The following is a 26,126-nucleotide window of genomic DNA, read 5'->3' on the forward strand; positions in this document are numbered from 1 at the left end:
GTGACGCGAGAGGGAGAGGGGCGCGCGCTCAGGCCGTGGCCGCGGCGCGGGCGCAGTCGGGGCAGGTGCCCCAGTACACGACCTCGGCCTCGTCGACGACGAAGCCGTGATCGGCCTGCGGGGTCAGGCACGGGGCGTGCCCGACGGCGCAGTCGACGTCGGCGATGGACCCGCAGCCGCGGCACACCACGTGGTGGTGGTTGTCCCCCGCGCGGGTCTCGTACCGGGCCACCGAGCCCTGGGGCTGGATGCGGCGTACCAGCCCGGCCTCGGTGAGGGCACGCAGCACGTCGTAGACGGCCTGGTGCGAGACCTCGCCCAGGTCCGCCCTGACGGCGGCGATGACCGCCTCCGTCTCGGCGTGCGGCATCGCGGACAGGGCGCGCAGGGTCGCGAGCCGCGGTCGCGTGACGCGCAGCCCGGCCCCGCGCAGCAGGGCCTCCGGGGCGGTCGTCTCGGTCATGCCTGCAACCTGCCGCATGTTCTGGAACGAGTCAAGATTGATCTCGGCGTGGCGATGTGCTCGCTCCGCACACGCGCCTCGACAGGCGGCCCCGTGGTCTGTGACCTCCGGCACGCGCGCGGCGCGCCGACCCCGCCCCGTCCTGGCGAGGCGAGGGGCGCGGGCGTTTCCTGGTGCCGTGCCGCAGCTGTCCACCACCGTCGCCTCCGTGCCCGCCTCGGGCATCCGCCGCATCTACGACCTCGCCCGCGGGCTCGAGGCCCAGGGGCAGGAGGTGCTGGACCTCTGCGTCGGCGAGCCCTCCCTGGCCGTGGCACCGCACGTGCTGGCCGCCGGGGCCCGCGCGTGGACCGAGGACGCGACGCAGTACACCCCCAACAGCGGGCTGACCCCGCTGCGCGAGGCGCTGGTGACGAAGCTGCGCGACTTCAACGCTGCCGACGTGGGCCTCGACCAGGTGCACGTGACGCCCGGCGGCATGCAGGCGCTGCAGCAGGCCATGGCCTTCGCGCTCTCCCCCGGCGACGAGATCCTCGTCCCGGACCCGGGCTACTCGAACTTCCCGATGACCGCCCGGCTCGTCGGCGGCGTGCCGGTCGCCTACCCGCTGCACCCCGAGCGCGCCTTCGTCCCCGATATCGCCGACCTCGAGGCCCTCGTGACCCCTCGCACGCGGGCGCTGCTGGTCAACAGCCCCTCGAACCCGCTCGGGGTGACCTACGACCGGGCCACGCTCCAGGCCCTGCTCGACCTGGCCCGCCGTCACGACCTGTGGGTGATCAGCGACGAGGTCTACGAGTACCTCGACTGGAGCGGCGAGTTCTGCTCGCTCACCGCCCTCGACTCCCCCGCCGACGGCGGCGGCCGCGTCCTCGGGGTCTTCTCGCTCTCCAAGACCTACGCGCTCACCGGTGCCCGCGTCGGCTACCTGGTCACGCCGCCGGGACTGGACGAGCGGTTCCGGGCCGCCCAGGAGGCGTCGGTCTCGTGCGTGAACGCCCCGGCGCAGGTGGCGGCGCTCGCCGCCGTGACCGGGCCGCAGGACGCGGTCGAGGACGCGCGGGCGCACTACGCGAGCACCCTGGCCGCCGGCCGTGCCGCGCTGGACGCGCGGGGCGTGCGCTACCTCGTGCCCGGCGGGGCCTTCTACCTGTGGATCGACGTCTCGCACGTCAGCGGCGGGGACGTGGCGGCGTGGTGCGAGGACTTCCTGCGCACCGAGCACGTGGCCGTGGCTCCCGGCTCGACGTTCGGCAGCCTGGGCGAGGGCTGGGTGCGGGCCTGCTGCGCCGGCGACCGCGACACGGTCGCCCGGGCGCTGGCCCGGGTCCCCGCGCGGCCCTGAGCGGCGGGCGACGAGGGCACCGCCCCGGTGGTCCAGCAGCGAGGAGCCCCGGCGACGAGCGCACGCCCCCGGTGGTCGAGCAGCGAGGAGCCCCGGCGACGAGCGCACGTCGAGACCGCCCGGACGCCCCCTCCCCCCCTCCTCAGGCGCGCGGCGGGCCTGCCGATCAGGGGCACCGTGACGACTCCCACCACTGCCACCGCCTCCGGCCGGACCCGACGGGACGTGTCCCTGACCGGACGCCTCCTCCCCGTCCTGTGGGGAGCCAACGGGCTCGCCTCGATCGCGGGCGGCCTGCTCGCGGGCGGCAACGTCGCGATGATCGCGTTCGGCGTCCTCCAGCTGGTCGTGGGCGGTGCCCTGCGGCCCGTCCCGTGGTCGCGCGTGCCGGCGGCGCTGCCGCTGTCCATCCCGTTCCAGGTGGTGGGCGTCCAGGTCGTGCAGGCGTTCGTGGTCGAGGACCTCTCGCTCAGCGCGGCCGTGGCCAGCGTCTGCCTGGCCCTGTGGGTCGGCGTGTCCCTGCCGAAGTCCTCGCTCTACGCCACCCTGGCCATGCAGGCCGGGGTCCTCGGCCTCATCGCCTGGCAGGACGCCGCGCAGGCGCAGCCCGTCGCGTACGTGGCCGTCGTGTGGCCCGTCGTCGCGGCGGTCGGCGGCTGCCTGTACTGGCTGCGCGACCGGATCGACCTCGCCGCCGAGCAGGCGGCGCAGGCGCAGGCGGACGCGCTCCGGGCCCAGCTCGCGACACAGGCGGCCGACGAGCGGGCCGCGCAGGAGCGCCAGCAGGCCGTCGCCGAGGAGCTGGCGGGCCGGGAGGCGCTCCAGGCCCGCATCCGGTCGCAGGCCGAGGCCCTGGCGCGCGCTGCCGCGACCGTCTCCGACCAGTCCGGGGTGGCGTCCTCGTCCGTCAGCGAGCTCTCCGCCGCCATCGCCGAGCTCTCCCGCACCGCTCAGACCACCGGCGCTATCGGGACCCAGGTCGCCGGGATGGCCCGGGAGGCCGGTGCGGTCATGGATGCCCTCGCCGGCTCCAGCCGAGCCGTGGTCACCGCCTCCAGCGTCATCTCCACGATCGCCGACCAGACGAACCTGCTCGCGCTCAACGCCACCATCGAGGCCGCCCGGGCGGGCGCTGCCGGCGCCGGCTTCGCCGTGGTGGCCGGGGAGGTCAAGGAGCTGGCCCGCCAGACCGGGGAGAACGCCGAGTCGATCAGCTCGACCATCGGCCAGGTCGAGAGCGACATGGTCAACGCCGTCGCGCACGTCGGCCGCATCGGCTCGGAGATCGACGAGCTCCAGCGCCAGGTGGCCACGTTGGCCGCCGCGATCGAGGAGCAGTCGGCCGTGGTCGCCCAGATCACCGGCACCGTCGCCGCGACCGCCGCGGAGGCCCAGGGCATCGCGGACGGCGCGGCCACCCTGGAGGGCATCGCGACCGCGGCCTGAGCCGCCGCCGGTCGCGAGACCGAGGCCGTCCGACCCCCTGCCACCGAGGCCGGACTACGTTGACCGGGTGAGCACGCAGCCCCGTCCCCGCGCCGCCGTCGTCGTGACCGGGACGGAGGTGCTGACCGGTCGCGTGGCCGACGCCAACGGCGGCTGGCTGGCCGAGCGGCTGCGGGGCCACGGGGTGGAGATCGGCACCGTGGTCGTCGTCGGCGACCGCGCCGAGGACCTGCGGGACGCCCTCGCCTGGCTCACCCCGCGGCACGCCCTCGTCGTCACCACCGGCGGCCTCGGGCCCACGGCCGACGACCTCACCGCTGCGGTCGTGGCCGAGCACCAGGGCCGCCCCCTCCTCCTGGACGCGGCGCTCCGCGAGCGCGTGCGGGCCCGGGTGGAGGCGGTGGCCGCCCGCCGAGGCTGGCCCGTCGACACCCCGGCCTCGCTGGCCGGCATCGCCAAGCAGGCGCACGTGCCGCAGGGCGCCACGGTGCTCGAGCCCGTCGGCACCGCCCCCGGCCTCGTCGTGCCGCCCACCCGCGACGGTCACGCGCCCGTGCTGGTGCTGCCGGGCCCGCCCAGCGAGCTGCGGCAGATGTGGCCCGCCGCCGAGACCTCGCCGGTCGTCGCCGGCGTCCTGGCTGCGGGTGCCGGGCTCGAGCAGCGGCACCTGCGGCTGTTCGGCACCCCCGAGTCCGACCTGGCGGCCGCGCTGCGCGACCTCGGCCCCGCCCTGGACCCGCTCGAGCTGACCACCTGCATCGACGACGTCGGCGAGCTGGAGGTGGTCGGGCGCTTCGCGCCCGAGGACGCCGAGGTCTGGCAGGCCCTGGCCGATGCCCTGGCCGCGCGATTCGCCGACACGCTGTTCAGCCCGGACGGCCGCAGCCTGGACCTGCTCCTGGCCGAGGCGCTGCGCGAGGCCGGCGCCACCGTGGCCACGGCCGAGTCGTGCACCGCCGGCATGCTCGCCTCCCGGCTCGCCGACCTCCCCGGCTCCTCGGACTACCTGACCGGCGGCCTCGTCGTCTACGCCAACGAGGTCAAGCGCGACCAGGCCGGCGTCCCCCAGGCGATGCTCGACGAGCACGGTGCCGTCTCCGCCCCGGTGGCACGGGCCCTGGCCGACGGCGTGCGCACCAGGCTCGGCACCACCTGGGGCGTCGGCATCACGGGCGTCGCCGGCCCGGGCGGCGGGACGGCGGCCAAGCCGGTGGGCCTGGTCCACGTCTGCCTCACCAGCGCCGACGTCGTCCTGGCCGACGAGCTGCACCTGAACGGCGACCGGGGACGCGTGCGCAGGCGCACCGTCGAGGCCGTCATGCACCGACTGCTGGCGCAGCTGCGGGGCTGAGCGCGCGGGGCCGAGCGCGGGGCCGAGCGGGGGGGGTCAGGGCCGCAGACCGTCCTCCAGCGCGGCCAGCACCCGCAGCGTCGTGGCCAGGTCCTCCTCGGCGACGTCCGCCTCGGCGAGCGCCTGCGCCACCAGCCCCGACCACTGCCGTCGCACCGCCCGCGTGCTGGCCTCGGCCCGGTCCGTGGCGTGCAGGCGCACCGTGCGCGCGTCCTCCCCGTGGGTGCGCTCGATCAGCCCCTGCCGCTCCAGCGCGCGCAGCGTGGTGGAGAGGTTGCTGCGCTGGAGGCCGGTGGCGGCGGCGGCCTGCCCGGAGGTCGCGCCCGGGTGACGGTGGACGAAGCGGAGCACCGCGACCTCGTTGGCCGTCAGGGGCACGGCGTCGTGGGGGAAGTGCCGTCCCAGCAGCTCGCGGGCGATCGCGGCCACGTGGTCGGCCACGTCGGCGTGCCGGACGGCGTCCGGGTCGCCGCCGGGCAGCGCGGCCCAGCCGTCGCCTCCCCCGGCCGGCGGCGGTGCTGTGTCCGACGTCATGGAGCCTCCCGTTCGACATCTGTCGGTCCCGTGCGGATCATTATGCATGCATAACCATTGACCAGCCATCGACCCTGCACCGAGGAGCACCGTGTCGACCGACGTCCACCGGACAGACCCCAGCACCGACGTCAGCAGCGCCGGCGTCGCCAGCACCGGCGGCCTGGCCGCCGAGGACCGCGGCGGGGTGCCGCGTCCGCTGCTGCTCACGCTGGCCCTGCTGGCGGCGGTGGCCCCGCTCTCGACCGACCTCTACCTGCCGTCGTTCCCGCAGCTCGCCTCCGACCTCGGCACGACCGAGACCGGCGCGCAGCTGACCCTGACGATGTTCCTGATCGGCCTCGCCGGCGGGCAGCTGGTCTTCGGACCCCTCTCCGACCGTCTGGGCCGCCGTCGTCCGCTGCTCGCGGGCGTGGTGCTGTGCATCGCCGCCGGCGTGGTCGCCGTCGCCGCGCCCACGCTGTGGGTGCTGGCGCTCGCGCGGCTGGTCCAGGGCCTCGCCGGCTCGGCGGGCATGGTGCTCGGACGCGCCGTGATCACCGACCTCACCCGCGGCCGGGTCGCCGCGCAGGCCCTGAGCCTGATGATGATCGTGGGCGGCGTGGCCCCCGTGCTGGGGCCCTCGGTCGGCGGTCTGCTGGCCGGACCGCTGGGCTGGCGCGGGCTGCTGGGCATCGTGCTGGCCCTCACCGTGCTGATGCTCGTGACCGTGCTGGCGTTCGTCCCCGAGTCCTTCCCGGCCGAGCAGCGGGCGGCCGAGCGGGCGGCTGCGGCCGACCGGCCGAGCGCCTGGCGGGCCCTGGCGAGCCGACGCTTCGTGGGGTACACGCTCGCCTTCGCGCTCGGCTTCTCGGTGATGATGACCTACATCTCGGCCTCGCCGTTCCTCTACCAGGACCAGATGGGTCTCTCCGAGGCCGCCTACGGCCTGGTCTTCGGCGTGAACGCCCTCGCGCTCGTCGTGGTCAGCGCGATCTCCGCGCGCCTGGTCGCCGTGCACCCGGTGCGGCGGCTCCTCACCGTCGGCCTGACCCTCGTCCTGGTGGCCTGCCTGGTGCTGCTCGCCCTGGTGCTGGCCGACGTGCCGGCGGGCTGGTTCGCCCTGCCCATCTTCGTGGCGGTGGGCAGCCTCGGCCTGGTGATGGGCAACGGCACCGCGCTCGCGATGTCGGCCGTGCCGCACGCCCGCGGCAGCGCCTCGGCCGTGCTCGGCGCGCTCCAGTTCGGCCTGGGCGGCGTCGTGTCGGTGCTCTCCGGCCTGGGCGACGGTGCGATCGGCCAGGCCGTCGTGATGGCCGCCTGTGCCGTGGCCGCGGTGCTGGCCCTGGCACTGGCGGGCCGGGCTCCCCTGGACGACTGAGCGGGGCCGGGCTCGGCCTCAGGCCTCGCGGTCGCGGACGGTGGCCAGCAGGGCGGACTCCCACGGCCGGCTGTCCTGGGGGTCGAGGCCGCAGGCGGCGTCGGTGAGCGCGGCGAAGCGGGCGCGAGCGCCGGCGTCGTGCGCGAGCGACCCGAGCAGCAGGCCCGCCGCCGTCAGGTCGGCGGCGGCCGCGGCACCGGTCGGCGCCGGCACGGCGCGGACGTCGGTGGCCGAGACCTTCAGCGAGTGCGCGCCGAGCCCGGAGCCCAGCGTCCGCGCGACCAGCCAGTCGTGCACGGCCGGGCTGCCCAGCAGGGCGCCGAGCTGCTCCAGGCCCAGCCCGCCGGTGGGCACCACGCTGATCACCGGGACGCAGGGCAGCAGGTTGCCGTCGCGGTCGAGGACGATCTCCAGGGTCCTCCCCTGCGTCGCCACCAGCAGCTTCGGCACGAGGCGACGGGCGGCCCACCGCTGCATCCGCGCGTCGAGCCGGTCCAGGTCGACCACCGGCCTGCGGTAGCGCGCACCGTCGAACCGGCTCTCCACCTCGCCCCAGCGCAGTCGCCAGGGGTCCACCGCGCCGGTGGTCACCAGCCGCGGCCGCGGGTCGTCGTCGTCCGGGCGGGCCTCCACGACGGCGCCGCGCAGGCCGTAGTACTGGTCGCGGTAGTCGGCCGCGACGTCGGCGAGGTCGCCCACGGTCAGGTCGTGCGGCGCGCTCGGCCGCTCCAGCAGTGCCCCCAGCCGCCGCGCCGCGAGCAGGCTCCACCGCCCCGAGGCCCAGGCCTCCGCCAGGACGCGGCGGGGCCGGTCCGGAAGCGGCGTCGCCGGTCGGCCCTCCAGCAGTCGTGGGACGGCGGCACCGGGATCGGGGTCGGGATCGGGGTCGGCGAGCACCAGCGCCACCGGCGTCACGGCGGCGCCGAACTCGGACCCGTCGCCACGCCACAGGGCGGCCACGGCGTGCCGGGCGGCGACGCCCCGGCGCACGTCGGCCGCGTCCGCGGAGGCGAGCACCGAGTCCGGCAGCACCAGCCCGACGCGGCCACCGGGGCGACGGAGCCGGGCGGCCAGCAGCAGGAAGTAGGTGCTCTCGTCGGCCTTCGGGCCGCCCAGCCCACCGTGCACGTGCCGCACGAGGCTCCGTCGACGGCTCACCAGGGCCCCGGCGCGCAGCGGTGAGAGGAACGGCGGGTTGCCGACCACGACGTCCGCCCCGCCCCGGGCCGCGAGGTCGGGCAGGTCGAGGTGCCAGTGCACTGGACGGTGCCGAGCAGCGGCGCCGCGCACCCGGGCCGCCGCCTCGGGGTCCGTGCCGGCGGCCAGCGCGCGCACGCCGGCGTCGGTGACCGGTGCCGGGCGGTCGAGGAAGGCCAGGCACCAGGCGTCGGCCGCGTCCCGGGCCGCGCGGGGTCGGCGGCGCGTCGGGACGCACGGCGTCACCGCGGCCGAACGCTCGCGGGCGTTGGCGCGGCGTCGGTCGGCGAAGGCGGTCCGGTCGTCGCCGTCCGTGGCGGTGAGGGCCAGGTCCGGCACCCCGGCCGCGAGCAGGTCCGGCGTGGTGCCGACCAGGGAGTCGCCCACGACCAGGCGGTCGTCCAGGCACGCGGGCTGGGCCCCGGCCCGCGCGACCGCGTGCCACAGCCGCGCCTGGGCGAGGTCCGCGGCCAGCGGGTCGCAGTCGACCCCGACGAGGCAGCCACGGGCGACCTGCGGCCAGGCGGTGCGCGCCGGCACACCGAGGTCCCCCAGCCGGGCCACGACCCGGTGGCCCGCGGCCACCAGGAAGTCACCCGCCCCGACGGCCGGGTCGAGCACGCGCAGGTCGAGCAGCGCGGCCGTCGGCTCCGGGGCGCGCACGGCTTGCTCGAGGACGGGGTCGAGGGCCTCGTCCAGCACGAGGGCGACGACGTCCGGCGGCGTCCACCAGCTGCCGGAGGCGCGCCGGGCGTCACCACTGCGGACGAGACGCCACTGCGGTGGCCCGGACGCCGGGACGTGCACCTGCGGCTCCAGCTCCAGCAGCCACTCGTAGGCCAGGGCCGGCCAGTCCCCCGCGTCGTCGGGGCCGTGCTCGGTTCCACCGAGACCGGCGAGGGCGGTGGCTGCCACCGTCCACGCTCCGGCGGGGAGCCGGACGCCGGCGAGCGCGTCCCCGTCCGGGTCGGTGCGGAAGACCCCGCCCAGGTGCGGGGCGCCCCCGCGGCCGGCAGCGAGCCGACCGGCCTCCGCGCGGGCCGCGGCCCAGGTCGCGGGCGCTCCCCCGGGGCCGGACCCGGGCGGCAGCACACCAGCGCGGCCCAGGTCGGCCCGCACCAGCAGGCGCAGCACCACCCGCAGCAGGCCGCGGTGCAGGCCGTGCCGGAGCGCCTCGCGGTCGGCCGCCGTGCCCGGGTCGTCCTCGGCCAGGGCGGAGGCCGTCGCGGCCTGGGAGCGGTGGGCGAGCACGCCGCTGCCCAGCACCTCGAGCGCCGTCTGCAGCCGCCGCCGCTCGGCCCGGGACGGGCGTGCGGGGCCGCGGGTCATGCACGCAGGGTAGGGCGTGCCCGAGGGCTCACCGGGGCAGGCCCGGACGTGCCTGCTCACGGGCGCGCGGCAGGTCCAGGACGAAGCGGGAGCCCGGGCCCCCGGGGAACATCGCCGCCTCGTGCGCCCCGGGCACGTGCGGGGCGGCGAGGCAGGAGATCCGGCCACCGTGCCGCTCGACGATGACGCGGCAGACGGCGAGACCGACCCCGGCACCGGGCGCCCCCTCCTCGGCCTGCGCCCGCTCGAACCTGCCGAAGATGCGCTCCCGCCACTCCGGGGGCACTCCGACCCCGTTGTCGGTGACGCTCACCTGCACCCGGTCGCCCACCTCCTCGGCATCGATCTCGATCACCGGCCGCACGTCGCGGGCCACGTACGTGGCGGCGTTGACCAGCAGGTCGTGCACCAGCTGGCGGAACATCTCGGGGTCCACGTGCACCGAGGGCAGGTCGTCCGCGATCTCCACCCGCGCCTGGGGCGCCGCCTGCTCGGCGACCTCGCGCAGCGGGGAGAGCAGCCCGCTCAGCGGCACGTCCTCCGGCTCCGGCTGGGCCCCCTCGGCCCGCGCCTGGGCCTGCATCTGCTCGATCTGCCGGGCCATCCGGTCCGAGGCGTCCTGCGCCCGGGCCAGCGAGCGCCGCGCCCGGCCGCGCTGCTCGTCCCCCTCGTCGTCCTGGGGCACCTGGAGGGCCGCCATGTCCAGCCACCCGCGCAGCAGCGTGAGCGGGCTGCGCAGGTCGTGGGCCGCGACGGTGGCGAACTGCGCCAGCTGGTTGACCCGCGCGTGGTCGGCCGTGACGTCGGTGGCCACCAGGAGCACCTGCTCCCCGCCGTCGGCGGTGACGGGCAGCCGGTCCGCCCGGACGCGGGCGACGATCTCGCGGCCGTCCACCCGGGTGACGAGGAGGTCCACCGGGCCCACGTGCCCCTCGACCCGCGCCCGCCGCAACGGGTGCTGGTCGTCGCGGACCGGCGAGCCGTCGAGGTTGCGCACCACGAGTGCGCCCGGGGCGCCGCGGCGGTCCCGGCCGAGGAGCTGCGCGGCCGCGTCGTTGACGAGGACGGGGCGGTCCTCCCGGTCGAGCACGGCGAGCGCGTCCGCCATGGTCTGGGAGAGGTGGTCGAACAGGTCCAGGCGCTGGGCCAGCTCCTCCTCCCGGCGCCGGTCGCGCCGCGCCAGCGCACGCCGCTCCTCGGCCACGGCTGCGACGGCGAGGCTGCTGACCACGACCGCGGCCACGAACAGCTGGAGCCAGATGGCGCGCAGCTCCGGGTCGACGACGTCGCCGAACAGCACCCGACCCTCCGTGGCCAGCAGCGCGACCGCGGTGCCGAAGACGAGCACCTGGAGGCTGGTGAGGGCGGGGCTCAGCCGCACGGCCGCGGCCATCGCCAGCGGCGGGACGAGGAAGGCCAGGTGCGTCGTGCGCGGGTCGGCGACCGCCGCGTAGGTGATCGCGGTGCCGGACAGCAGCAGCACGGCGTCCACGAGGTCCCAGCGCCGGACCGCGGCGACCTCACGCAGGACGGAACCGCCGCGTCGGTGGTGCTCCACCAGCACGAGCCCGGGCCCGGCGACGACGAGGCCGCCGACCGCCCAGCGGACGACGAAGCCGGCCAGGTGCAGTGGGTCGGGGTGGAGGTAGTGCAGGCCCCAGACCGCCTCGGAGACGCTCTGCACGAACAGGGTCACCGCGGTGGCGACCAGGCTGCCCGCCAGCACCGCGAGCACGACCCCGCCCAGGCACCGCAGCCGGCGGCCGTCCCGCTCGGCGGGCGCGCCGGCCGCGTCGACCTCGGCGCGGTGTGCACGGCCGAGCACCGGCAGGTCCGTGGCGACGCGCAGGACGACGGCACCGACGACGGAGAAGGCCAGGGCACCGGGCAGCTGCACGAGCGCCCAGCCGAGACCGGCACCGCTGAGCAGGACCCCGGCCACGGTGGCCACGACGAGACCGACGACGAAGCGCACCACCTGCCACGGCGTGCGGGCCGTGGCCAGCCAGAGCAGCTCGACGCCGGCCGCGGGCCAGAAGTCGCTGAGCATGCCGGGGCCCGGCGCCGTCGACCGCCCGAGCACGACCGCGAGCAGCAGGGCGCACCCCAGGACCCCGTCGCGCAGCAGGGCGTCACGGACCGAGCCACGGCGGCTCCGCCTGCCGGGCTCGTGCGCGGCACGCTCCCCCGGCACGGCCGGGGCCGTGCCTGCGCCGGCCGAGGACGCGCGCGGCACCCGGAGCAGCTCGGCCGGTGGCAGCAGCCGACGGGAGACCTCCCCCGTGTGCCGGGGCAGGTGCAGGGCCTCCGGGGTCTCCGGGAGCGGGCGCAGGCCGGGGCCGGGGACCGGGTCCGGCGGCGGGCTCGCGCCGGTGCTGCGGTGCAGGGGGGACATCGCCGCATCCTCCGTCGAGTGCTGCGGGGCGGGGGGACCCCGGTCGCGCTGCCGGGGGGGTGGGAGCCGAGGGGTCAGCCCGTGGTCGGGGGGTGCGGCTCGACGGTGAGCTCGTCGACACGGCCCAGCAGCTCGGCCCGCGTGAACGGCTTGCCGAGGAGCCCGACGGCGCCGGCGTCGACCGCCGCGCGAAGGTCGTCGCGGGAGGAGAGCGCGGAGACCATCAGCACCGGCGGGACGGCGCGGGTGGACCCCTCCAGCTCCTGGAGGACCTCGATGCCGTCGAGGCCGGGCATGGTGCGGTCGAGCAGGACGAGGTCGAAGGACTCCTCCGCCAGCGCCGTGAGTGCGCCGCGGCCGTCGGGCTCGGTGCGGACGCGGTGGCCGGCGCCGGACAGCATGAGGTCCATGACCTCACGGATGTCGGCCTCGTCGTCCACGACCAGCACGGTGCTCACCCGACGAGCGTGAGCCCCTTCTGCCTGATTCTGGGGATCTTCCAGCATTCCGTGATGAAGAAGAGATGAAGCGGGCGCAGTCTCGCGCCTGACGCACCGACTCGCCCCAGGTCAGAGCCGGGTCGGCCCTGCGACGCCGCGGGGTGGCCCCCGGACCCGGCAGGGGGGAGGGACGAGCGATCGGTCCAAACCAGCGTCAGGGGACGCGGTACTCGGGCCGGCGACAGGTCCAGACCGCAGGGGGTGCGTGAAGAAGTCGTGAGGGCGAGCGCGTGACCACGCGCCCCGCGCCTCGTTCATCCCTGCACCAGCCCACGCCGAGCCGATGCCCAGGAGGTCGCCATGACCAGCACCGCTCCCCTCAGCACCGCCCGCCCCGTCTCCACCGCTGCCCTCCAGCAGTTCCAGGCGGCCCACCGGCGGACGTGGGACGTGCGGCTGGTCGGCGAGTCCTTCCCGGCCGTGCTGGACCACCTCGAGGCCCGCTACGCCATCGGCTCCGACGAGCTGGGGCGGGTGCTCATCCAGCACCAGCCCACCGGTGAGGTCGAGTCGTTCGCGACCCGCGACCTGGCCGTGGCCCTGGACGTCCTGCTGACCCGCGAGATCGAGGCCGCGCAGGAGCTCGACCGGCAACACGCCGGTGCCGGGGCGCACCGACGCTTCCAGGTGCTCAGCTTCTCCGCCGCCTGAAGCGGCCGGCCCCCGAGGGAACGTCAGTCCGCAGGCCGGTCGGCCCGCGCCTCGTCCATCTGCGCCAGCCGGGCGGCGAGCAGGTCGCGACGGTGCACGTTGCCCTGCAGACCCACGTAGCCGTCCCGGTAGGCGCCGAGCAGGGCGTCGTCGAGCCGCCGCACGGCACCGGGCGGGAACCGGTAGCCCATGGCCTCGTTCAGGCCGGTGAGACGCGGGTCGCGCAGCACCCCGCCCAGCTCGTCGAGGCTGGTGATCCCCACCTCCAGCAGCAGCCCCGCGATCCAGGCGTAGTGGTCGGAGCGCGACCAGCCGGCGTCGTGGAACTGGCCGGCCAGGTAGGCCGCGAGCTCGCGCGGGTCCAGGCGCGGGTCCTCGGGCTCGGGCCTGGGCAGCCCCTCCCCCGGAGCGTCCTGCTCCCCCGGATCGGTCCCGGCGTCGGGCCGGCTCCGTAGCCGCTCACGGATCGCGGAGAACTCCTGGTCGGCGAGCTCGAGGAGCCCCGCGGCCAGCGTGAAGCGGCGGTCCAGGTCGCGCGCGTGCTCGGCCGGGACGCGGCCCTTGTAGCGCGCCTCGTGCTCGAACTCCGCCCACGCGTGCTGCAGGACGGTGCGCAGCTGCACCTGCGCGTCCCGGCCGTGCAGCTCGGGCCGGGCCTCGCGCAGCTCGTCGGGCGCACCGAGCAGGAGGTGGCGGCTGGCGTACCCGAACCGACCCTCGCTCGCCGTCGCCTGCCCCATGTCCCGGTCGTCGAGCACGTCGGCCTGGGCGGCGAGCAGGTCGGCCACCGCCGTGACGTCGCTGTGCACGTAGGTCACGACCCGCACCCCGAGCACGTCGGTGATGTCGCGCAGGGGGTCCGGGTAGAGCGGCTGCCCCGCCTCGTCCAGGCGGGTCGCCTTCTCCGCGAAGGAGGTGACGCTCTTGGTGCGGCCGGTGACGGTGAGGTAGTTGATGCCGGCCTCGTCGAGCACCTCGGTGACCAGCTCGACCCAGGCACGCCCGGCCTCGACCAGCGCGGGCTGGTCGTCGGCGTAGGCCTGCACGGCGCGGGCCACGGGGTCGTCGGTGCGGCGGGGCGCGGGCACCGCCCCGCTGGACGTCGGCAGCGCCGGCGTCACGATGTAGCCGGTGGCCAGGTCCCCGTACGTGGCGGTCTGCTCGGGCCGGTGGTCGGCGAACCAGGCGACGTAGGCGCAGACGACGGCGTCCACCTGGTCCTCCACCACCCGCAGCTGCGACTTGCGGGTGGCGGCCTCGACCTGGCGGCGCAGCGCCTGCCACGCCGCGTCGACCGCCACGATGGTCTCGACGTGACCCATCAGCGTGAGCAGCTCGCGCCGCAGCAGGTCCAGGTCGCGCCCGGGCTTGGCCTTGTACTTCAGGGTGCGCTCGAGGTCGAAGAGCACCACGCTCGCGGCGTGCGGGTAGACCTCGATGGCGCGGCGGGCGCGGCCGCTGCGCGGGTCCGGGTCCAGGCCCAGGAGCCGGCACACGCGGCGGGCGCGCGTGCGGCCCTCGGCGAACTCCGGCTTGCCCGTGTTCGAGGGGTGCGTGCCGGCCTCGAAGCGCCGGAAGTCCTTGCTGAGCGCCTGCTCGGCCGGCCGGGAGCCGGTGGCGTTGGTGACGACGATCGGGGCGTCGATGCCCACCAGGCACTCCTCGGCGGTGAACGTCTCGAGCGCCTCGCCGATCTCGGCGTCGGTACGGACGGTCGAGACGTGCAGCAGCCGGGCGTCGGCGTCCAGCACCGCCAGCCCGGTCGGGTTGCGCTCGCCCCAGGCGAGGTCGACTCCCACGTAGTGCACGGGCTCATCCTGCCGGGTCGCCCCGGGGCGGCGCTCGGCGCCACCCCGGGGCCGGACACGTCGAGGCGGGCGCACGGGGCAGGCGGGCCGTATCGTGCTCGACGTGCACCGCATCTTCACCACCCCCGTCGCCGACGTGTGGCCGGCCTACGTCGCCAAGGTCGAGCGCAAGGGCCGCACGGTCGCGGAGCTGCGGGCGGTGACGACGTGGCTCACCGGGTTCGACGACGCCGCGCTCGACGCGCACCTCGCGGCCGGCACGACGTTCGCGGACTTCTTCGACGACGCGCGGCTCAACCCCGACGTCCACCTGGTCACCGGGGTCGTGTGCGGCGTCCGGGTCGAGGACGTGGAGGACCCGCTGATGCGGCGCATCCGCTACCTCGACAAGCTCGTCGACGAGCTGGCCCGCGGCAAGGCGCTGGAGAGGGTCCTGCGCTCCTGACCTGCCCGACCGACTGACCTGCCCGACTGACCGGCCCGACTGACCGGCCCGACCGACCGGCCCGACCGACCGGCCGGGGCCGGCTCAGCCCCTGAACAGGCTGAGCTGCACGACGCCGCGGCGGGAGTGCTCCCACTGCGGGTGCCGGTCCATGAACGACCAGCTGGTGCGGTGCTCCGGCGTCGGCCCCAGCCGGCCGATCGCCTCCTCGTGGGCCTCGGAGAGGTAGCCGACGTTCTCCGCCAGGCCGTAGCCGGGGTGGGTCTCGGCCAGCGCGCGCATGGTGCGGTCGCGGTGCTCCTTGGCCAGCACGGACGCGGCGGCCACCAAAACGCTGGTGCGGTCGGCCCCCGCCCGCGCGGTCACGGACCAGGGGTGCCCGACGTAGTCGTGCGGCCCGTCGAGCAGGACGTGGTCGGGCCGCTGCGGCAGCGCCTCCAGGGCGCGCCGGGCGGCGAGCCCGAGGCAGCGGGCCATCCCGAGGTCGTCGATCTCCGCCGCGTGGGCGTGCCCGAAGGCGTGCCCGGCCACCCAGTCGGTGACCTCGAGCTCCAGGCGCGCCCGGGTGGCCGGGGTCAGCAGCTTGGAGTCGGCCAGCCCCTCGGGGGCCGGGCGGGGGCCGCCCACGACGGCGCACACGACGAGGTCACCAGCGGCCGCGCCGCGCCCCACCTCGTCCACCCCGGCCAGCACGTCGGCCCCGGTGGTGGCGCGCACCTCGTCCTCGAGGTCGTGGGTCGGCAGCTGCACCCGCCCATCCTCGCGTGCGGGCACCCGGGGCCGGCGCAGCCGCGCCGCGGCCGCCGCACGCCGTCAGCGGCCGACGTGCTCCAGCGCGGCGAGCACCGCGCGCAACGAGTCCTGCACCGCCCGCTCCTCGCTGACCGCGTCCTCGACGAGCCGGGCCAGCGTGGTGCCGCCGGAGATCTTCGAGCCGGCGGCCTTGGCCAGGGCCCGCACCTCGTCGAAGAGCTGCAGGGCGCTGTCGGGCTCCTCCAGGCGCACCGACTCCACCCGGCCGTTGAACGCCAGCAGGCTGATCTGCGCCAGCGAGTCGGCCACGTGCTCCAGCGGTCGGCCCAGCCCCGCGGAGAGGCGGCGCAGCTCGTGCAGCGCGCGGGCCGAGGCCTCCACGTCACGCGAGAGGTTCTCGACGAGGCCGCGCAGGTCGGTGAGGCGGACGGGGTCGGGCTCGCCGGCGGTGAGGTCCTCGACGAACACGTCGATGACGTCGAGCTGCATCTTGGCCGAGGACACGGCGAAGGTGAGGTCGGTGAGCTGCCCACGCACCGCGTCGATGGCGTCGCCGACAGGCGTGACCAGACCGGCGAAGCGGGTGGCCTCGTCGTTGATCAGCCGGGCGACGGCCGAGAGGCCGGCCCCCGACGCGCCCACCTGGTAGCCGAGGATCTGGCTGTTGAGGCTGAACCGGCGGATGGTGCGGGCCAGCGTGCGCAGGTAGCCCGCCTCGTCCCCGAGCCGGGTGCTCTCGGCGCTGAAGGGGCCGAGGTTGCCCACGAGCCCGTCGAGCGCGGCCACCAGGGCGGCGTGCGCCCGGTCCAGCTCCACGGTGCCGCCGTGACCGGCGCCGGTGCGGACGCGGCGCCCCGCCCCGTCCGTGCCCCGGCGGCCGTGGCCGGAGAGCTCGGCTCGCGCCGAGACCTCCCGCGGCAGCATCTCGTTCTGGAAGTCGCGGTACGAGGCGTAGCCGGCCTCGGCGAGGATCTCCAGGAGCCGGGCGTGCCCGCCCTCGGCCACGTCGCGCGCGGCCAGGCCCTGGGCCTGGAGCGTCTCCTCGTGCTCGAGCACCTGCTGGTAGACCGCGGAGACCAGCTCGAGCGTGGCGGGGTGGCAGGGCTTGGCCCGCACCGAGAGGTACTCACCGCCACCGCCGACGGGACGGATCGAGGCGAGGGTCCAGTAGTGGCTGCCGTCGCTGGCCAGGTTGTCGGTGTAGGCGACGACCTGCCGCCCGGCCTCGATCTCGGACCACAGCAGCCGGAACAGGCCACGCGGCATCGAGGGGTGGCGGACGATGGAGTGCGGAGCCCCGTCGAGGTCGGCCAGGTCGTACTTCGAGACGTGGGCGAAGACGCTGTTGCCCGAGAGGATGTGGCCCCGGGCGTCGGTGCGCGAGAAGAACAGGTCGGTGGGCGGGAAGGTGGTCTCGGCCCCCGTGGGGGTCGGACGCGTGCGGGCGATGGTCATGACGAGGTCTTCCTGGCAGGACCGACCCGGACTCCGGTGGACCCGGTCGTGCCTGCCCCATCGGCCGCTCTGCCGCAGGCGTGAGGGGCCGTCCGGCCCCACTTCGCCGGGCAGGTGGCCGTGGCACGTGGCGCGCCGCCCGTGAGGGTGCCGTGAAACTGTCGTGCCGATCGGCGGCGAAAGTCCCCGACAGGTGACAGAGTGCTCCCACGGGTATCGGCCGGCACGCCGCTGCTCGTCCCCACCCCCCACCGCAGCGTCCGGCGCACCGGAGGCGCGGGACGGACTCCCTCGTCGGTCCCGCACCCCCGGTGGACCACCGCCTCGGCGCCGCTGCAGCACAGCAGGAGCAGTACTTGTCGACGTCGAGGGTCACACCTCCCCGCCAGCCCGCGCCGGACCGGCGCGGCGCGGGGCTTCCGCCGCGCGCGGATGTCCCCCCGTTCTCCCGGGCCCGCCCCGCCGGCACGCCCCTGCCCGGCCCCGGCGGAGCCCCCAGCCCGTCCCCGGCGCCGCCCCGAGTGGTCGCCCGCGCCTCCTGGTGGGTGCACCTGGCGCTGTGGCTGGGCTACGCCGGCTCGCTGGCGCTCGGCCGACTGCTGCTGGGCCCCGACAACGTCTCGCTCGTCTGGCCGGCGCAGGGTGTCGGCGCCGTGATCCTGCTCGTCAGCGCCACCTCGACCCGCCGGGTCCTCGCCGTCGGCGTCGGCCTGGCCGCGCTGCACCTGCTCGCGAACCTCCTGACTTCCGCCCCGCTCGGCCTGACCCTCTTCGGCACCCTCAGCGGCATCGTCGAGGCCGGCGTCGCCGCCTTCCTGGTGCACTCGCTCCTCGTGGTGCCCCGGCGCCAGCGACTGGCCACCGGCGAGGTCCGGCCTCCCGCCTCCGCGCTGCCGCACGCCGGGTCCGTCGCGGCCACCGGTCCCGCGCGCATCGGCGCCGACTCGACGCCCGCCGACGTGCTGGAGCCGACCCGCGCGCGGCTGGTGACGGCCATGGGCGTGTTCCTCGCGGTCGTCCTGATCGCCTGCGCCGCCGGGGTCCTGGTGGGCACCGCCGGCCTCACGGCCACGGGCTTCCCGGTCACCTCCAGCACCGTGGGCGCCTGGTTCGCGCGGCACATCCTCGGGATGGTCCTCACCCTCGGTGTCGCCCTCCTCCTCGGCCACCTCGACGAGGACGGCGCGGTCCGGCTGCGTCCGGCCTGGCGACGCCCCACGACCACGGTGCACGCCCACCGGGACGGGCTGGGCGCACCCGCCGTCGAGACCGCCTGGATCGTCGTCTGGTTCCTCGTCGCCCTCGGCTGCCTCTTCTGGCCGTTCCCGCAGACCGCCAGCATCGCCCTGCTGGCCTTCGCCTGGATCGGGGCCCGGGCCCGCGCGTCGCTGCTCGTGGTCCTCGTGTGGGTCTACGTGGTCGTCGTGCTCGCCGCGGCCCGTGCCGGCGGCACCACCTTCGCCCAGATCACCGACACGACCTCCGAGTCGTTCGCCGTGCAGCTGTTCCTCTCCTGCGTGATCGCGGCGGCGACCCTCGCCCACGCCTACACCCGCGACTACCGCCGCTTCACCGACACCCTGGCCGCCAGCAGGGGGCTGCACCTGCGCCGCGCGCAGCTGCTGAGCGCGATCACGGACAACATGCGCGACGCCCTGGTCGTCCTGGACGAGGAGGGCCGTCTCGTGGAGGCGAACGAGGCCGGACGCCGGCTGATCGCCGCCACCCGCCGCTCGGCGCCCGACGAGCCCCTCGACCTCGGCCTGGCCCACCCGGACGGCACGCCGCTCGCCGAGGAGGACCGCCCCACCCGGCGCGCGCTGCGCGAGGGCACGGTGCCCGGTGTCGACCTCCGCATCCCCACGGTGGACGGGGACCACATGATCTTCCAGGTCTCGGCCCGGCGGCTGCCCGCCACCGGTGAGGGGGACCGGACCCTCGTGCTGGCCATCGGCTCCGACGTGACCGACGAGCGCGAGCGCACGAACCGGCTCGCCGAGTTCGCCCAGATCGCCGCCCACGACATCCGCAGCCCGCTCACCGCCGCCTCCGGGTGGCTCGAGATGGCCGGCGTGCACCTGGGCGGCGTCGACGCCGGCCCGGTGCACGACCCGCCCCCCACACCGGGCCCCGACGCCACCGAGGACGAGCGCGCGCTCTACGCCGTCCGGCTGGCCACGCGCGCGGTGGAGCGCATGGACGACGTCCTCGCCGACCTGCTGGCCCAGGCCACGGCCGAGGGCGCCGCGCTGCACACCGAGGAGGTCGACCTGCTCGGCCGCCAGGGGCTGATCCCCGAGGTCGTGGCCGAGACCGCGCCGCACGCGCGGATCGTGGTCGACTCCTCCCACACCCGGGTGCTGGCCGACCCGCAGATGCTGCGCCAGCTGTTCCGCAACCTCGTGGGCAACTCGGCCAAGTACATGCCGACGGGCGTCCTGCCGCAGATCGCGGTGCAGGCCTACCTCGAGGACGACCGGCTCCAGGTGCGGCTGACCGACAACGGCATCGGCATCCCCGAGGAGTGGCAGGAGCGGGTCTTCTCCCGGTTCACCCGGGCCCACGCCCACCTGCCGACCTACGAGGGCACCGGCCTGGGCCTGGCGATCGTCCGCTCGGTGGTCGAGCGGCACGGTGGCCGCATCTCGTGCTCGACCCCGCCCACGCCCATCGACCCACACGGCGGGCCCGGCACGACCTTCGCCTTCGACCTGCCGGCCTGGCCCGACGACCTGCCGGGCCGCTGAGGCACGACCCGGCAGGTGCCCGCCACCGCGGGGTGAGGGGGGTCAGGCCGCAGCGACGGCGACGGGGACCACGACGGCCCGCGTGAGGTGGTTCAGCAGCGGCAGCATCACCCGCGGCCCGACGTGGTCGGCCGCGCTGCTCTGGAGCACCCAGCCGGGGCTCTCGAACGGCTCCAGCACCACGCGGTTCGTGTGACAGCCGCCCACGAGGGCCTGCTGCACGGGGTTGAGCACGTCCTGGGCACGGGCCGCCACCGGACGCGGGTCGCGGCCGTGCTCGAGCAGGTGCAGCGCTCCACCGGGGCGCAACAGGCGGCGCACCTCGGAGAGCACCGCGTCGCGGTCGGGCACCGTGCACAACGTGAACGTGATCAGCACGTCGTCGAACGAGCGGTCCTCGGCGTCGATCCGCCCCGCCCCGTCCAGGCCCACGCGGTCGACGGGCACGCGGGAGGCCCCGCGGGCCTGCTCCGACATCCGCCAGCCCACGTCGCTGGGGTCGACCGCGTGCACCGCCGTCACTGCATCGGGGAGGTGCGGGAGGTTGAGCCCGGACCCGAACCCGATCTCCAGCACCTCCCCGTGCAGCCCCTCGGTCGTCTCACGGCGCAGCTGCTCGAGCCCCGGGTTGTCCAGTGCGGCGTGCACGACGTGCGGCACGACGCGGTCCGTCCACCAGCTCATGGCGGTCTCCTCCCCCGCCGCGACCGCGGCGCTCCGACTCCCGGTGCGAGCCTGCCGGACGTCCGGGGCGACCTGCCATACGCGGATCCGCGTACGTGCGCGCCGGCCGGGGCCCTGACCTGTGCGTCCGCCGTCCCGCGAACGTTTCCTCGACGGAAAACCGGGTGCGCAGGGTAAGGACCTCGCGCATCCTTCGAGTCACGCGACACGTGGGGGGAGACCACTGATGTACGTGCCGAGACTGTCCCGAGCGGACCTGGACGACATCCGTGCGGTGGTGACGGAGTGCGAGCGCACGGACGGGAGCCTGCCCCTCCCGTGGACCGTCGTCGACCTGCTCACCCGGCTGCTGCGCACCCAGCAGTGGGCCGTGTTCGCCACCAGCCTGCGCACCGGGTCCACGTGGTTCACGCAGGGCTGGGACATGGTGGACGGACGCTACGTGATGGGCGTCGAGTACGACACCGAGCACGTGCAGGCGCACCCGCTGTACTGGCAGCTGGCGTGCAGCCTGCCCGAGCGCACCGGGGACCTCGCCTCCATCTGGACCGACGACCTGATGCGCACCGTCGCCGGCGACCGCGCGCTGCGGGAGTCCGCGGACCTGGCGATCGCCGCGTCGGACGGGTCCGTGGACGCGGCACCGCCGGAGGGGTACGAGATGATGATGTGCTCCCTGCTGGAGCCGGCCCACCAGCTCCGCGTGCTGGCCGTGCTCGACGACCCGGTGCGCGAGCGGGACCTGTTCCTGCTGGAGCTGCTGCGCCCGCACCTGGTGCAGGGCACCGCCCGCTGGCGTCGCGCCCACCCGCCGAGCCTCGGCCTGACCGCTCGCCAGGTCGAGATCCTCAGCCGCGTCCGCGACGGCCTCACCAACCGGCAGATCGCCCGACGCATGGACCTCTCCGAGGGCACCGTCCGCACCCACCTCAACCACGTCTACAGCCGGCTCGGCGCCACCAGCCGCACCGACGCGGTGCGCCGCTTCTTCGAGACAAACCCCCGGACGTTGCTCGTGCCCGAGGCCGTGCACCACGACCCGTACGGGCCGAGCCTGTCGGCGGAGCGCGGCTGACAGCCCCGCTGCGGGGTCGCTGCACCGGGGCCGGCCGACCGGGTCAGTGCACCGAGGTCAGTGCACCGGGGTCAGTGCACCGAGCTGGTGCACGTGGGCGGCGGAACCTCGCTCGGCCAGTGCGCCTGCGTGATGAAGCAGCCCCGCTCGAGGACCTCGCGCTCCTCCGGGACCGGGACGGACGTGGTGGCGGGCACCCCGAGAGCGACCTGCGCGAGGAGCAGGGCGGTGAGGTGCGGAGCAGGGACGAACAGCATGGCGACCTCCTGGGTGTCAGCCGCCCGGCCTGGTCGCCGAGCGGCGAGTCCAGCGTGCGCCGCGTCACACCCGCGCCGGTATCCGCGGTCCTGCGTACGCGCATCCGCGCAGCGGGCCGGGCAGGCCGCACGAGACCGGGATCCCGGTCTCACTGGGTGTGTCCCTATTGGCCGGTTGGTGGTCCGGGCTCGTCGGCCCGATACGTCGGTCAGAGCGGGCGCGTTGCGCGGACGTAGAGGAACACAGGCGAGGTGTTCAATGCCGCACGCATCCTGTCGTCAGGCACCGCTGGCTTGTCGAACCGGGGCTCGGGTTCGTGGACCGCGTCGATGACCAGCCCCTGGTGCAGCAGTGGAGAGAAGACCGCGGAAACTGGTCTGCGCCACATCTGGGCAGTCGTCTCGATGCCGTCCACGTTCCACCTCTCCTCGATCAGCTCGATGCGGTGGTAATCGCTGCGGTTTGACCTGAACCAGCCGGTGATCGGGTGATGCACCGACATGACGAGTGCTCCGCCGGGCTTGAGGACGCGGTGCACTTCGCTGATCACTCCCTGCCAGTCAGGCAGGTAGTGCAAGACCAAGGAGGCCGAGACGAGGTCCATGCTTTCGCTCTCGACCATTGGGAGCGTCTGGCTGAGATCGGCAACCTCGATGCGGGCGCGGCCATCGAGCAACTGCCGCGCGTGCTCGACCATTCGCTCGGACTTGTCGAGAGCGACGACCTCGGCGCCAGCCCGTACCAACTCGCACGTGAGGTGACCCGCTGCACAACCGAGTTCGAGCACGCGGCGTCCCTGAACCGGGCCCAGTAGCCAAAGAATCGTCGGCCGGTCGTACAGGGCGTTGGGTGGGCCTGACGCGGAGGAGGCGGCGTAGCGGTCAGCGAGCTCGTTGTAGATGTGGTCACCCATGTCTGGAACCTTCGCACAGTGCGACGCTGGCGCCCGTCACCTCCGTCGCCTCGCGCAACCGGGGTCTTGCCGACGGAAGTTCACGCCGCGTGGGCCTGGACATCTCGGTGGACTCGCGCCCGTGACAGGTGCCGCAGAGTAGTGGCGATGCAGGCGACTTGGAGCCAACCGGTGGCCGAGGTGGTGGTGTTCTCGAACGACTTCGCCAGTCGCCGGGAGCGTCCGAGGCGGCCGTGGGCGACCTCGACGCGCCAGGCGTGCCGGATGGGCCGGAAGGTGGGCTGCTTGTCGTCCCAGCCGACCCGGCGGACCTCGACGTCGTGGTGCCGACCGAGGGTGCGGGCCGCGCCGGCGGTGACCCCACGGTCCACCAGGACCAGGTCGAGCCGGTCGGTCACGCCCTGCTGGGCCAGGTGGTCCAGCATCAGCTCGCTGGCCCGGTTCTCGTGGGTTGAGGCGGGCACGACCAGCGCGCCCACAGGCAGGCCGGTCACGTCGACGGCGACGATGCGCTTGGCGCCCTTGGTGCGACCGTAGGGTCCGCCGCGGTCGTGGAAGGTGAAGCCGCCGTTCGAGGCGCCGCGGGCGAGGTGGGTGTCGATGACGACCATCGACGGGGTCCGCTCGGCCCGACCGTCCGACTCGCGCGCTGCCGCGTGCAGCACTGTCAACGCCTGCGCCCAGGTTCCATTGCGTGACCAGCGGCGGAACTGCGACCAGACCCGCGTCCACGGTCCGAACGGCTGCGGCAGGTAGCGCCACTGGCAGCCGGTCTGCGCGATGTAGAGCATCGCGTCCACCACCGCACGCAGGTCATCCGCATGCTTGCGAAAGCGCTTGCCGGGCGCGTTGAACACCGGCTCCAGCATGTTCCACTGATCATCGGTCAGGTCACTTGGGTACGTCATGCCCCGCACGGTGACGGTGTGCTCGATCCCGGCAATAGGGACACACCCAGTCAGTCGAGCGGGGGCAGCCACTCCGGCGGCACCGTGTCCCCCGGGCTCATCGGCAGGTAGGGCTCGCCGGCACCGGCGGGGCGACCCGAGAGCGCGTGCTCGGCCTCGAGAAGGTCGGCCAGCTCCAGCGCCTGGCGCGCCAGCACCTGGGCGAGCGACTGCAGCTGCTGGGGCGAGCGCTCGTCCTCCAGCCCGAAGGCGAGGTGGGTGAACGTGCGCGCGAGGGCGCTGGCCTTCTCGGTGGTGCGGTCGTGCGCGTTCATGGTGTCTCCTCGGCAGCTCCCCGGGCGGCCGTGCGAGCCACCCTGCTCACCTGTCCACGTCGGCAGGGCGAGGGTCACGCTGAGGGGAACCGGTCACACCCGGGGGGGGTCGGGGCACCAGGGGCCTCCGGACAGCACGAGGCCCCCACCGCGAGCGGTGGGGGCCTCGTCCGGGACTACCCGGTGAATCAGAGGGGGCGGACGTTCTCCGCCTGCGGGCCCTTGGGGCCCTGGGTGACGTCGAACTCGACCTTCTGGTTCTCGTCGAGGGACTTGTAGCCGTTGGACTGGATGGCGGAGTAGTGGACGAAGACGTCCGCGCCGCCGCCGTCCTGGGCGATGAAGCCGAAGCCCTTCTCAGCGTTGAACCACTTGACGGTGCCCTGAGCCATGATCTGTTCCTTGCGTTCGGTGTACCGGCGGGCGACCTGCCTGCCGGGGAGAGCTGAAGACATCTGGTGTAACTGATGTCCAGCGAACCGAAGACCAGAACTACTACGAGATACCAGCCGGGCGTCGTGCCCGGCAAGAACGACCGGGGTCGTCCCTTCAACGTGGGCAACGCTACGGCAAAGAGCGCCGCGACGCACCCCCCGAGTCCCACACGTCGTGCAGCGTGTCGCACTGGGGGTCGTCCTCGGCGTGGTGCGGCGTGCTCAGAGCAGGCCCGCGACGGCCTGCGCCGTGCGTCGCGCGGACGCCGGGTTCTGGCCGGTGACCAGGCGTCCGTCGACCACGACGTGGGGCGCGAACGGCAGGCGGCCCTTCACGTAGCGGGCGTCCCGGGCGCGGGCCACCTGCTCGGCGTTGTACGGCACGTGCCGGTCGACGCGAGCGAGCCGCTCCTCGGCCCACGCGAACCCGGTCATCCGCCGGTCGGCGATGAGGTGGGCCCCGTCGTCCAACGTGACGTCGAGCAGGCCGCAGTAGCCGTGGCACACCGAGGAGACGACGCCGCCGGAGGTGTGGACGCCCCGGACGAGGTCCTGCAGCGCCGTGGACCCCCGGAAGTCGTACATCACGCCGTGCCCGCCGGTGAGGTAGACCGCCGAGAGCGAGCCGGGGTCCACGTCGCGCACCCCGACGGTGTCCTGCAGCAGCGCCATCCGCGCGGGGTCGGCCAGCCAGGTGCGCCCGCCTCGGTCGAGGTTGCCCGGCCCCAGGGAGCGTGGCTCCAGCGGCACCGGTCCGCCGGCCGGGCTGGCGATGCGCTGCTCGACGCCGGCGCGCTCGAAGACCTCCCAGGCGTGGGTCAGCTCGGTCAGCCACAGGCCCGTGGGGCGACCCGGGTCGTCGTAGTGGGCGACGTTGGTGACGACGTGCAGCACGGTCGGGGGCATCGCGCTCCTCGGGTCCGGGTCAGGTCTCCATGGCCTCCGGGAGGCTCACGGCCTCGTCGTCGGCGAACAGGACGGCATAGGAGAAGCCTGCCACGAGCGCGCCTGCGATCGGGGCGACGACGAAGAGCCAGAGCTGCGCGACGGCGTCCGCGCCGGCGTAGAGCCCCACGCCGATGGAGCGTGCCGGGTTCACGGAGGTGTTGGTGACCGGGATGCTCACGAGGTGGATGAGGGTCAGGCTCAGGCCGATCGCGAGCGGGGCGAACCCCTTGGGTGCGCGGGAGTCGGTGGAGTCGAGGATGACCCAGAGGAACACCGCGGTGAGGACGACCTCGGTGACCAGGCAGGCCACCAGCCCGTAGCCCATGGGTGAGCGGTCGCCGTAGCCGTTGGAGGCGAACCCGGACTCCCCCGCCGAGAATCCCTCCTGCCCGGAGGCGATGAGCAGGAGCACCCCGCCGGCGACGAGCCCGCCCGCGACCTGGGTGAGCAGGTAGGCGGGCGTGTCGCGCCAGGCCATCCGCCCGCCCGCGGCGACACCGAGGGTGACCGCGGGGTTGAAGTGCCCGCCGGAGAGGTGGCCCACGGCGTAGGCCATCGTGACCACGGTCAGGCCGAAGGCCAGCGCGACGCCGAGCCAGCCCACCCCCACGTCCGGGTTCGTGGTCGCGAGGACGGCGGTGCCGCAGCCGCCCAGGACCAGGACGAAGGTGCCGAGGAACTCGGCGGCCAGGCGGGTGCTCAGGCTCGGTGTGGACATCGTTTCCCCCCCGGAGGACGTCGGAGCCCGAGCCAAGCGGGGCAGCGCCTCCCCCGCCTCGCCCGGGCCGGGTGACTCCACCGCCGCCGCTGCCC

The 26,126-nt window shown here is 75.2% G+C and carries 24 protein-coding genes; 8 read left to right on the plus strand and 16 right to left on the minus strand.

What is annotated here, in order from left to right; genetic code table 11:
• Positions 1-28 precede the first annotated feature (28 nt).
• Complete coding sequence (locus tag M8330_RS02205; RefSeq protein WP_250054618.1) at positions 29-463, minus strand: Fur family transcriptional regulator; 435 nt, start codon at positions 461-463, stop codon at positions 29-31.
• 178 nt (positions 464-641) lie between these two features.
• On the opposite strand from M8330_RS02205, the gene M8330_RS02210 reads away from it, so the two are divergent.
• From M8330_RS02210 to M8330_RS02220, 3 genes are all read left to right on the plus strand, one after another.
• Positions 642-1,808, plus strand: coding sequence for a pyridoxal phosphate-dependent aminotransferase (locus M8330_RS02210; RefSeq protein ID WP_250825997.1), 1,167 nt, complete (start codon positions 642-644; stop codon positions 1,806-1,808).
• 225 nt (positions 1,809-2,033) lie between these two features.
• A complete protein-coding gene (locus M8330_RS02215; RefSeq protein WP_250825998.1) occupies positions 2,034-3,254 on the plus strand; it encodes a methyl-accepting chemotaxis protein in 1,221 nt (406 codons plus the stop codon).
• Positions 3,255-3,321: 67 nt separating this feature from the next.
• A complete protein-coding gene (locus M8330_RS02220) occupies positions 3,322-4,605 on the plus strand; it encodes a competence/damage-inducible protein A (RefSeq protein ID WP_250825999.1) in 1,284 nt (427 codons plus the stop codon).
• 36 nt (positions 4,606-4,641) lie between these two features.
• Here the strand turns inward: M8330_RS02220 and M8330_RS02225 are convergent, their stop codons facing one another.
• The gene (locus M8330_RS02225; protein WP_250826000.1) at positions 4,642-5,139 is read right to left on the minus strand and encodes a MarR family winged helix-turn-helix transcriptional regulator; all 498 of its coding nucleotides are present in this window, start codon (positions 5,137-5,139) and stop codon (positions 4,642-4,644) included.
• Between the two features lie 91 nt (positions 5,140-5,230).
• Here M8330_RS02225 and M8330_RS02230 point away from each other — a divergent pair, with 91 nt between their 5' ends.
• Entirely contained in the window at positions 5,231-6,499 is a 1,269-nt protein-coding gene (locus tag M8330_RS02230; protein WP_250826001.1) for a multidrug effflux MFS transporter, read from the plus strand.
• 18 nt (positions 6,500-6,517) lie between these two features.
• On the opposite strand, the gene M8330_RS02235 is transcribed toward M8330_RS02230, so the two are convergent.
• From M8330_RS02235 to M8330_RS02245, 3 genes are all read right to left on the minus strand, one after another.
• Positions 6,518-9,025, minus strand: coding sequence for an Eco57I restriction-modification methylase domain-containing protein (locus M8330_RS02235; protein WP_250826002.1), 2,508 nt, complete (start codon positions 9,023-9,025; stop codon positions 6,518-6,520).
• 28 nt (positions 9,026-9,053) lie between these two features.
• On the minus strand, positions 9,054-11,420 hold the full coding sequence (locus tag M8330_RS02240) for a sensor histidine kinase (RefSeq protein ID WP_250826003.1): 2,367 nt from the start codon (positions 11,418-11,420) through the stop codon (positions 9,054-9,056).
• Between the two features lie 74 nt (positions 11,421-11,494).
• Entirely contained in the window at positions 11,495-11,878 is a 384-nt protein-coding gene (locus tag M8330_RS02245; RefSeq protein ID WP_250826004.1) for a response regulator transcription factor, read from the minus strand.
• A 342-nt stretch (positions 11,879-12,220) separates the two neighbouring features.
• On the opposite strand from M8330_RS02245, the gene M8330_RS02250 reads away from it, so the two are divergent.
• The gene (locus M8330_RS02250) at positions 12,221-12,571 is read left to right on the plus strand and encodes a hypothetical protein (RefSeq protein WP_250826005.1); all 351 of its coding nucleotides are present in this window, start codon (positions 12,221-12,223) and stop codon (positions 12,569-12,571) included.
• A gap of 23 nt (positions 12,572-12,594) precedes the next feature.
• On the opposite strand, the gene M8330_RS02255 is transcribed toward M8330_RS02250, so the two are convergent.
• Positions 12,595-14,379 (minus strand): DUF429 domain-containing protein, encoded by a 1,785-nt coding sequence (locus tag M8330_RS02255; protein WP_250826006.1) that lies wholly within the window; start codon positions 14,377-14,379, stop codon positions 12,595-12,597.
• A gap of 103 nt (positions 14,380-14,482) precedes the next feature.
• Here M8330_RS02255 and M8330_RS02260 point away from each other — a divergent pair, with 103 nt between their 5' ends.
• The gene (locus M8330_RS02260; protein WP_250054628.1) at positions 14,483-14,824 is read left to right on the plus strand and encodes a DUF2200 domain-containing protein; all 342 of its coding nucleotides are present in this window, start codon (positions 14,483-14,485) and stop codon (positions 14,822-14,824) included.
• Between the two features lie 84 nt (positions 14,825-14,908).
• On the opposite strand, the gene rnhB is transcribed toward M8330_RS02260, so the two are convergent.
• Together rnhB and M8330_RS02270 are read right to left on the minus strand one after the other, a co-directional pair.
• Positions 14,909-15,574: a ribonuclease HII gene (gene rnhB / locus M8330_RS02265; protein ID WP_250826007.1), complete on the minus strand. Its 666-nt coding sequence runs from the start codon at positions 15,572-15,574 to the stop codon at positions 14,909-14,911.
• A gap of 63 nt (positions 15,575-15,637) precedes the next feature.
• Complete coding sequence (locus tag M8330_RS02270; RefSeq protein WP_250826008.1) at positions 15,638-17,032, minus strand: PAS domain-containing protein; 1,395 nt, start codon at positions 17,030-17,032, stop codon at positions 15,638-15,640.
• Between the two features lie 521 nt (positions 17,033-17,553).
• On the opposite strand from M8330_RS02270, the gene M8330_RS02275 reads away from it, so the two are divergent.
• The gene (locus tag M8330_RS02275; protein WP_250826009.1) at positions 17,554-19,779 is read left to right on the plus strand and encodes a sensor histidine kinase; all 2,226 of its coding nucleotides are present in this window, start codon (positions 17,554-17,556) and stop codon (positions 19,777-19,779) included.
• A gap of 42 nt (positions 19,780-19,821) precedes the next feature.
• On the opposite strand, the gene M8330_RS02280 is transcribed toward M8330_RS02275, so the two are convergent.
• Positions 19,822-20,463, minus strand: coding sequence for a class I SAM-dependent methyltransferase (locus M8330_RS02280; protein ID WP_250826010.1), 642 nt, complete (start codon positions 20,461-20,463; stop codon positions 19,822-19,824).
• A 226-nt stretch (positions 20,464-20,689) separates the two neighbouring features.
• Here M8330_RS02280 and M8330_RS02285 point away from each other — a divergent pair, with 226 nt between their 5' ends.
• Positions 20,690-21,538: a helix-turn-helix transcriptional regulator gene (locus M8330_RS02285; protein WP_250826011.1), complete on the plus strand. Its 849-nt coding sequence runs from the start codon at positions 20,690-20,692 to the stop codon at positions 21,536-21,538.
• Between the two features lie 71 nt (positions 21,539-21,609).
• Here M8330_RS02285 and M8330_RS02290 read toward each other — a convergent pair whose 3' ends face one another.
• The 7 genes from M8330_RS02290 to aqpZ form a co-directional block, all read right to left on the minus strand.
• Positions 21,610-21,795: a hypothetical protein gene (locus M8330_RS02290; protein WP_250826012.1), complete on the minus strand. Its 186-nt coding sequence runs from the start codon at positions 21,793-21,795 to the stop codon at positions 21,610-21,612.
• A gap of 209 nt (positions 21,796-22,004) precedes the next feature.
• Positions 22,005-22,709 (minus strand): class I SAM-dependent methyltransferase, encoded by a 705-nt coding sequence (locus M8330_RS02295; RefSeq protein ID WP_250826013.1) that lies wholly within the window; start codon positions 22,707-22,709, stop codon positions 22,005-22,007.
• Between the two features lie 80 nt (positions 22,710-22,789).
• The gene (locus M8330_RS02300) at positions 22,790-23,617 is read right to left on the minus strand and encodes an IS5 family transposase (RefSeq protein ID WP_250826014.1); all 828 of its coding nucleotides are present in this window, start codon (positions 23,615-23,617) and stop codon (positions 22,790-22,792) included.
• A 50-nt stretch (positions 23,618-23,667) separates the two neighbouring features.
• Entirely contained in the window at positions 23,668-23,931 is a 264-nt protein-coding gene (locus M8330_RS02305) for a hypothetical protein (RefSeq protein WP_250054636.1), read from the minus strand.
• Between the two features lie 188 nt (positions 23,932-24,119).
• A complete protein-coding gene (locus M8330_RS02310) occupies positions 24,120-24,323 on the minus strand; it encodes a cold-shock protein (RefSeq protein ID WP_250054637.1) in 204 nt (67 codons plus the stop codon).
• Between the two features lie 264 nt (positions 24,324-24,587).
• Positions 24,588-25,271: a type 1 glutamine amidotransferase domain-containing protein gene (locus M8330_RS02315; RefSeq protein WP_250054638.1), complete on the minus strand. Its 684-nt coding sequence runs from the start codon at positions 25,269-25,271 to the stop codon at positions 24,588-24,590.
• Between the two features lie 19 nt (positions 25,272-25,290).
• Positions 25,291-26,031 (minus strand): aquaporin Z, encoded by a 741-nt coding sequence (gene aqpZ, locus M8330_RS02320; RefSeq protein WP_250826015.1) that lies wholly within the window; start codon positions 26,029-26,031, stop codon positions 25,291-25,293.
• Between the last annotated feature and the right edge of the window lie 95 nt (positions 26,032-26,126).

It is taken from the genome of Nocardioides bruguierae, from assembly GCF_023656415.1.
In the GTDB taxonomy this organism is placed as follows: Bacteria; Actinomycetota; Actinomycetes; order Propionibacteriales; family Nocardioidaceae; genus Nocardioides; species Nocardioides bruguierae.

Bases quoted from the DNA above. Each gene is read 5' to 3' on its own strand.
- M8330_RS02270 (WP_250826008.1), bottom strand. From the start codon at position 17,032: ATGACCATCGCCCGCACGCGTCCGACCCCCACGGGGGCCGAGACCACC.
- M8330_RS02310 (WP_250054637.1), bottom strand. From the start codon at position 24,323: ATGGCTCAGGGCACCGTCAAGTGGTTCAACGCTGAGAAGGGCTTCGGC.
- M8330_RS02235 (WP_250826002.1), bottom strand. From the start codon at position 9,025: ATGACCCGCGGCCCCGCACGCCCGTCCCGGGCCGAGCGGCGGCGGCTG.
- M8330_RS02250 (WP_250826005.1), top strand. From the start codon at position 12,221: ATGACCAGCACCGCTCCCCTCAGCACCGCCCGCCCCGTCTCCACCGCT.
- aqpZ (WP_250826015.1), bottom strand. From the start codon at position 26,031: ATGTCCACACCGAGCCTGAGCACCCGCCTGGCCGCCGAGTTCCTCGGC.
- M8330_RS02290 (WP_250826012.1), bottom strand. From the start codon at position 21,795: ATGCTGTTCGTCCCTGCTCCGCACCTCACCGCCCTGCTCCTCGCGCAG.
- M8330_RS02300 (WP_250826014.1), bottom strand. From the start codon at position 23,617: ATGACGTACCCAAGTGACCTGACCGATGATCAGTGGAACATGCTGGAG.
- M8330_RS02225 (WP_250826000.1), bottom strand. From the start codon at position 5,139: ATGACGTCGGACACAGCACCGCCGCCGGCCGGGGGAGGCGACGGCTGG.
- M8330_RS02205 (WP_250054618.1), bottom strand. From the start codon at position 463: ATGACCGAGACGACCGCCCCGGAGGCCCTGCTGCGCGGGGCCGGGCTG.
- M8330_RS02240 (WP_250826003.1), bottom strand. From the start codon at position 11,420: ATGTCCCCCCTGCACCGCAGCACCGGCGCGAGCCCGCCGCCGGACCCG.
- M8330_RS02315 (WP_250054638.1), bottom strand. From the start codon at position 25,271: ATGCCCCCGACCGTGCTGCACGTCGTCACCAACGTCGCCCACTACGAC.
- M8330_RS02295 (WP_250826013.1), bottom strand. From the start codon at position 22,709: ATGGGTGACCACATCTACAACGAGCTCGCTGACCGCTACGCCGCCTCC.
- M8330_RS02280 (WP_250826010.1), bottom strand. From the start codon at position 20,463: ATGAGCTGGTGGACGGACCGCGTCGTGCCGCACGTCGTGCACGCCGCA.
- M8330_RS02285 (WP_250826011.1), top strand. From the start codon at position 20,690: ATGTACGTGCCGAGACTGTCCCGAGCGGACCTGGACGACATCCGTGCG.
- M8330_RS02305 (WP_250054636.1), bottom strand. From the start codon at position 23,931: ATGAACGCGCACGACCGCACCACCGAGAAGGCCAGCGCCCTCGCGCGC.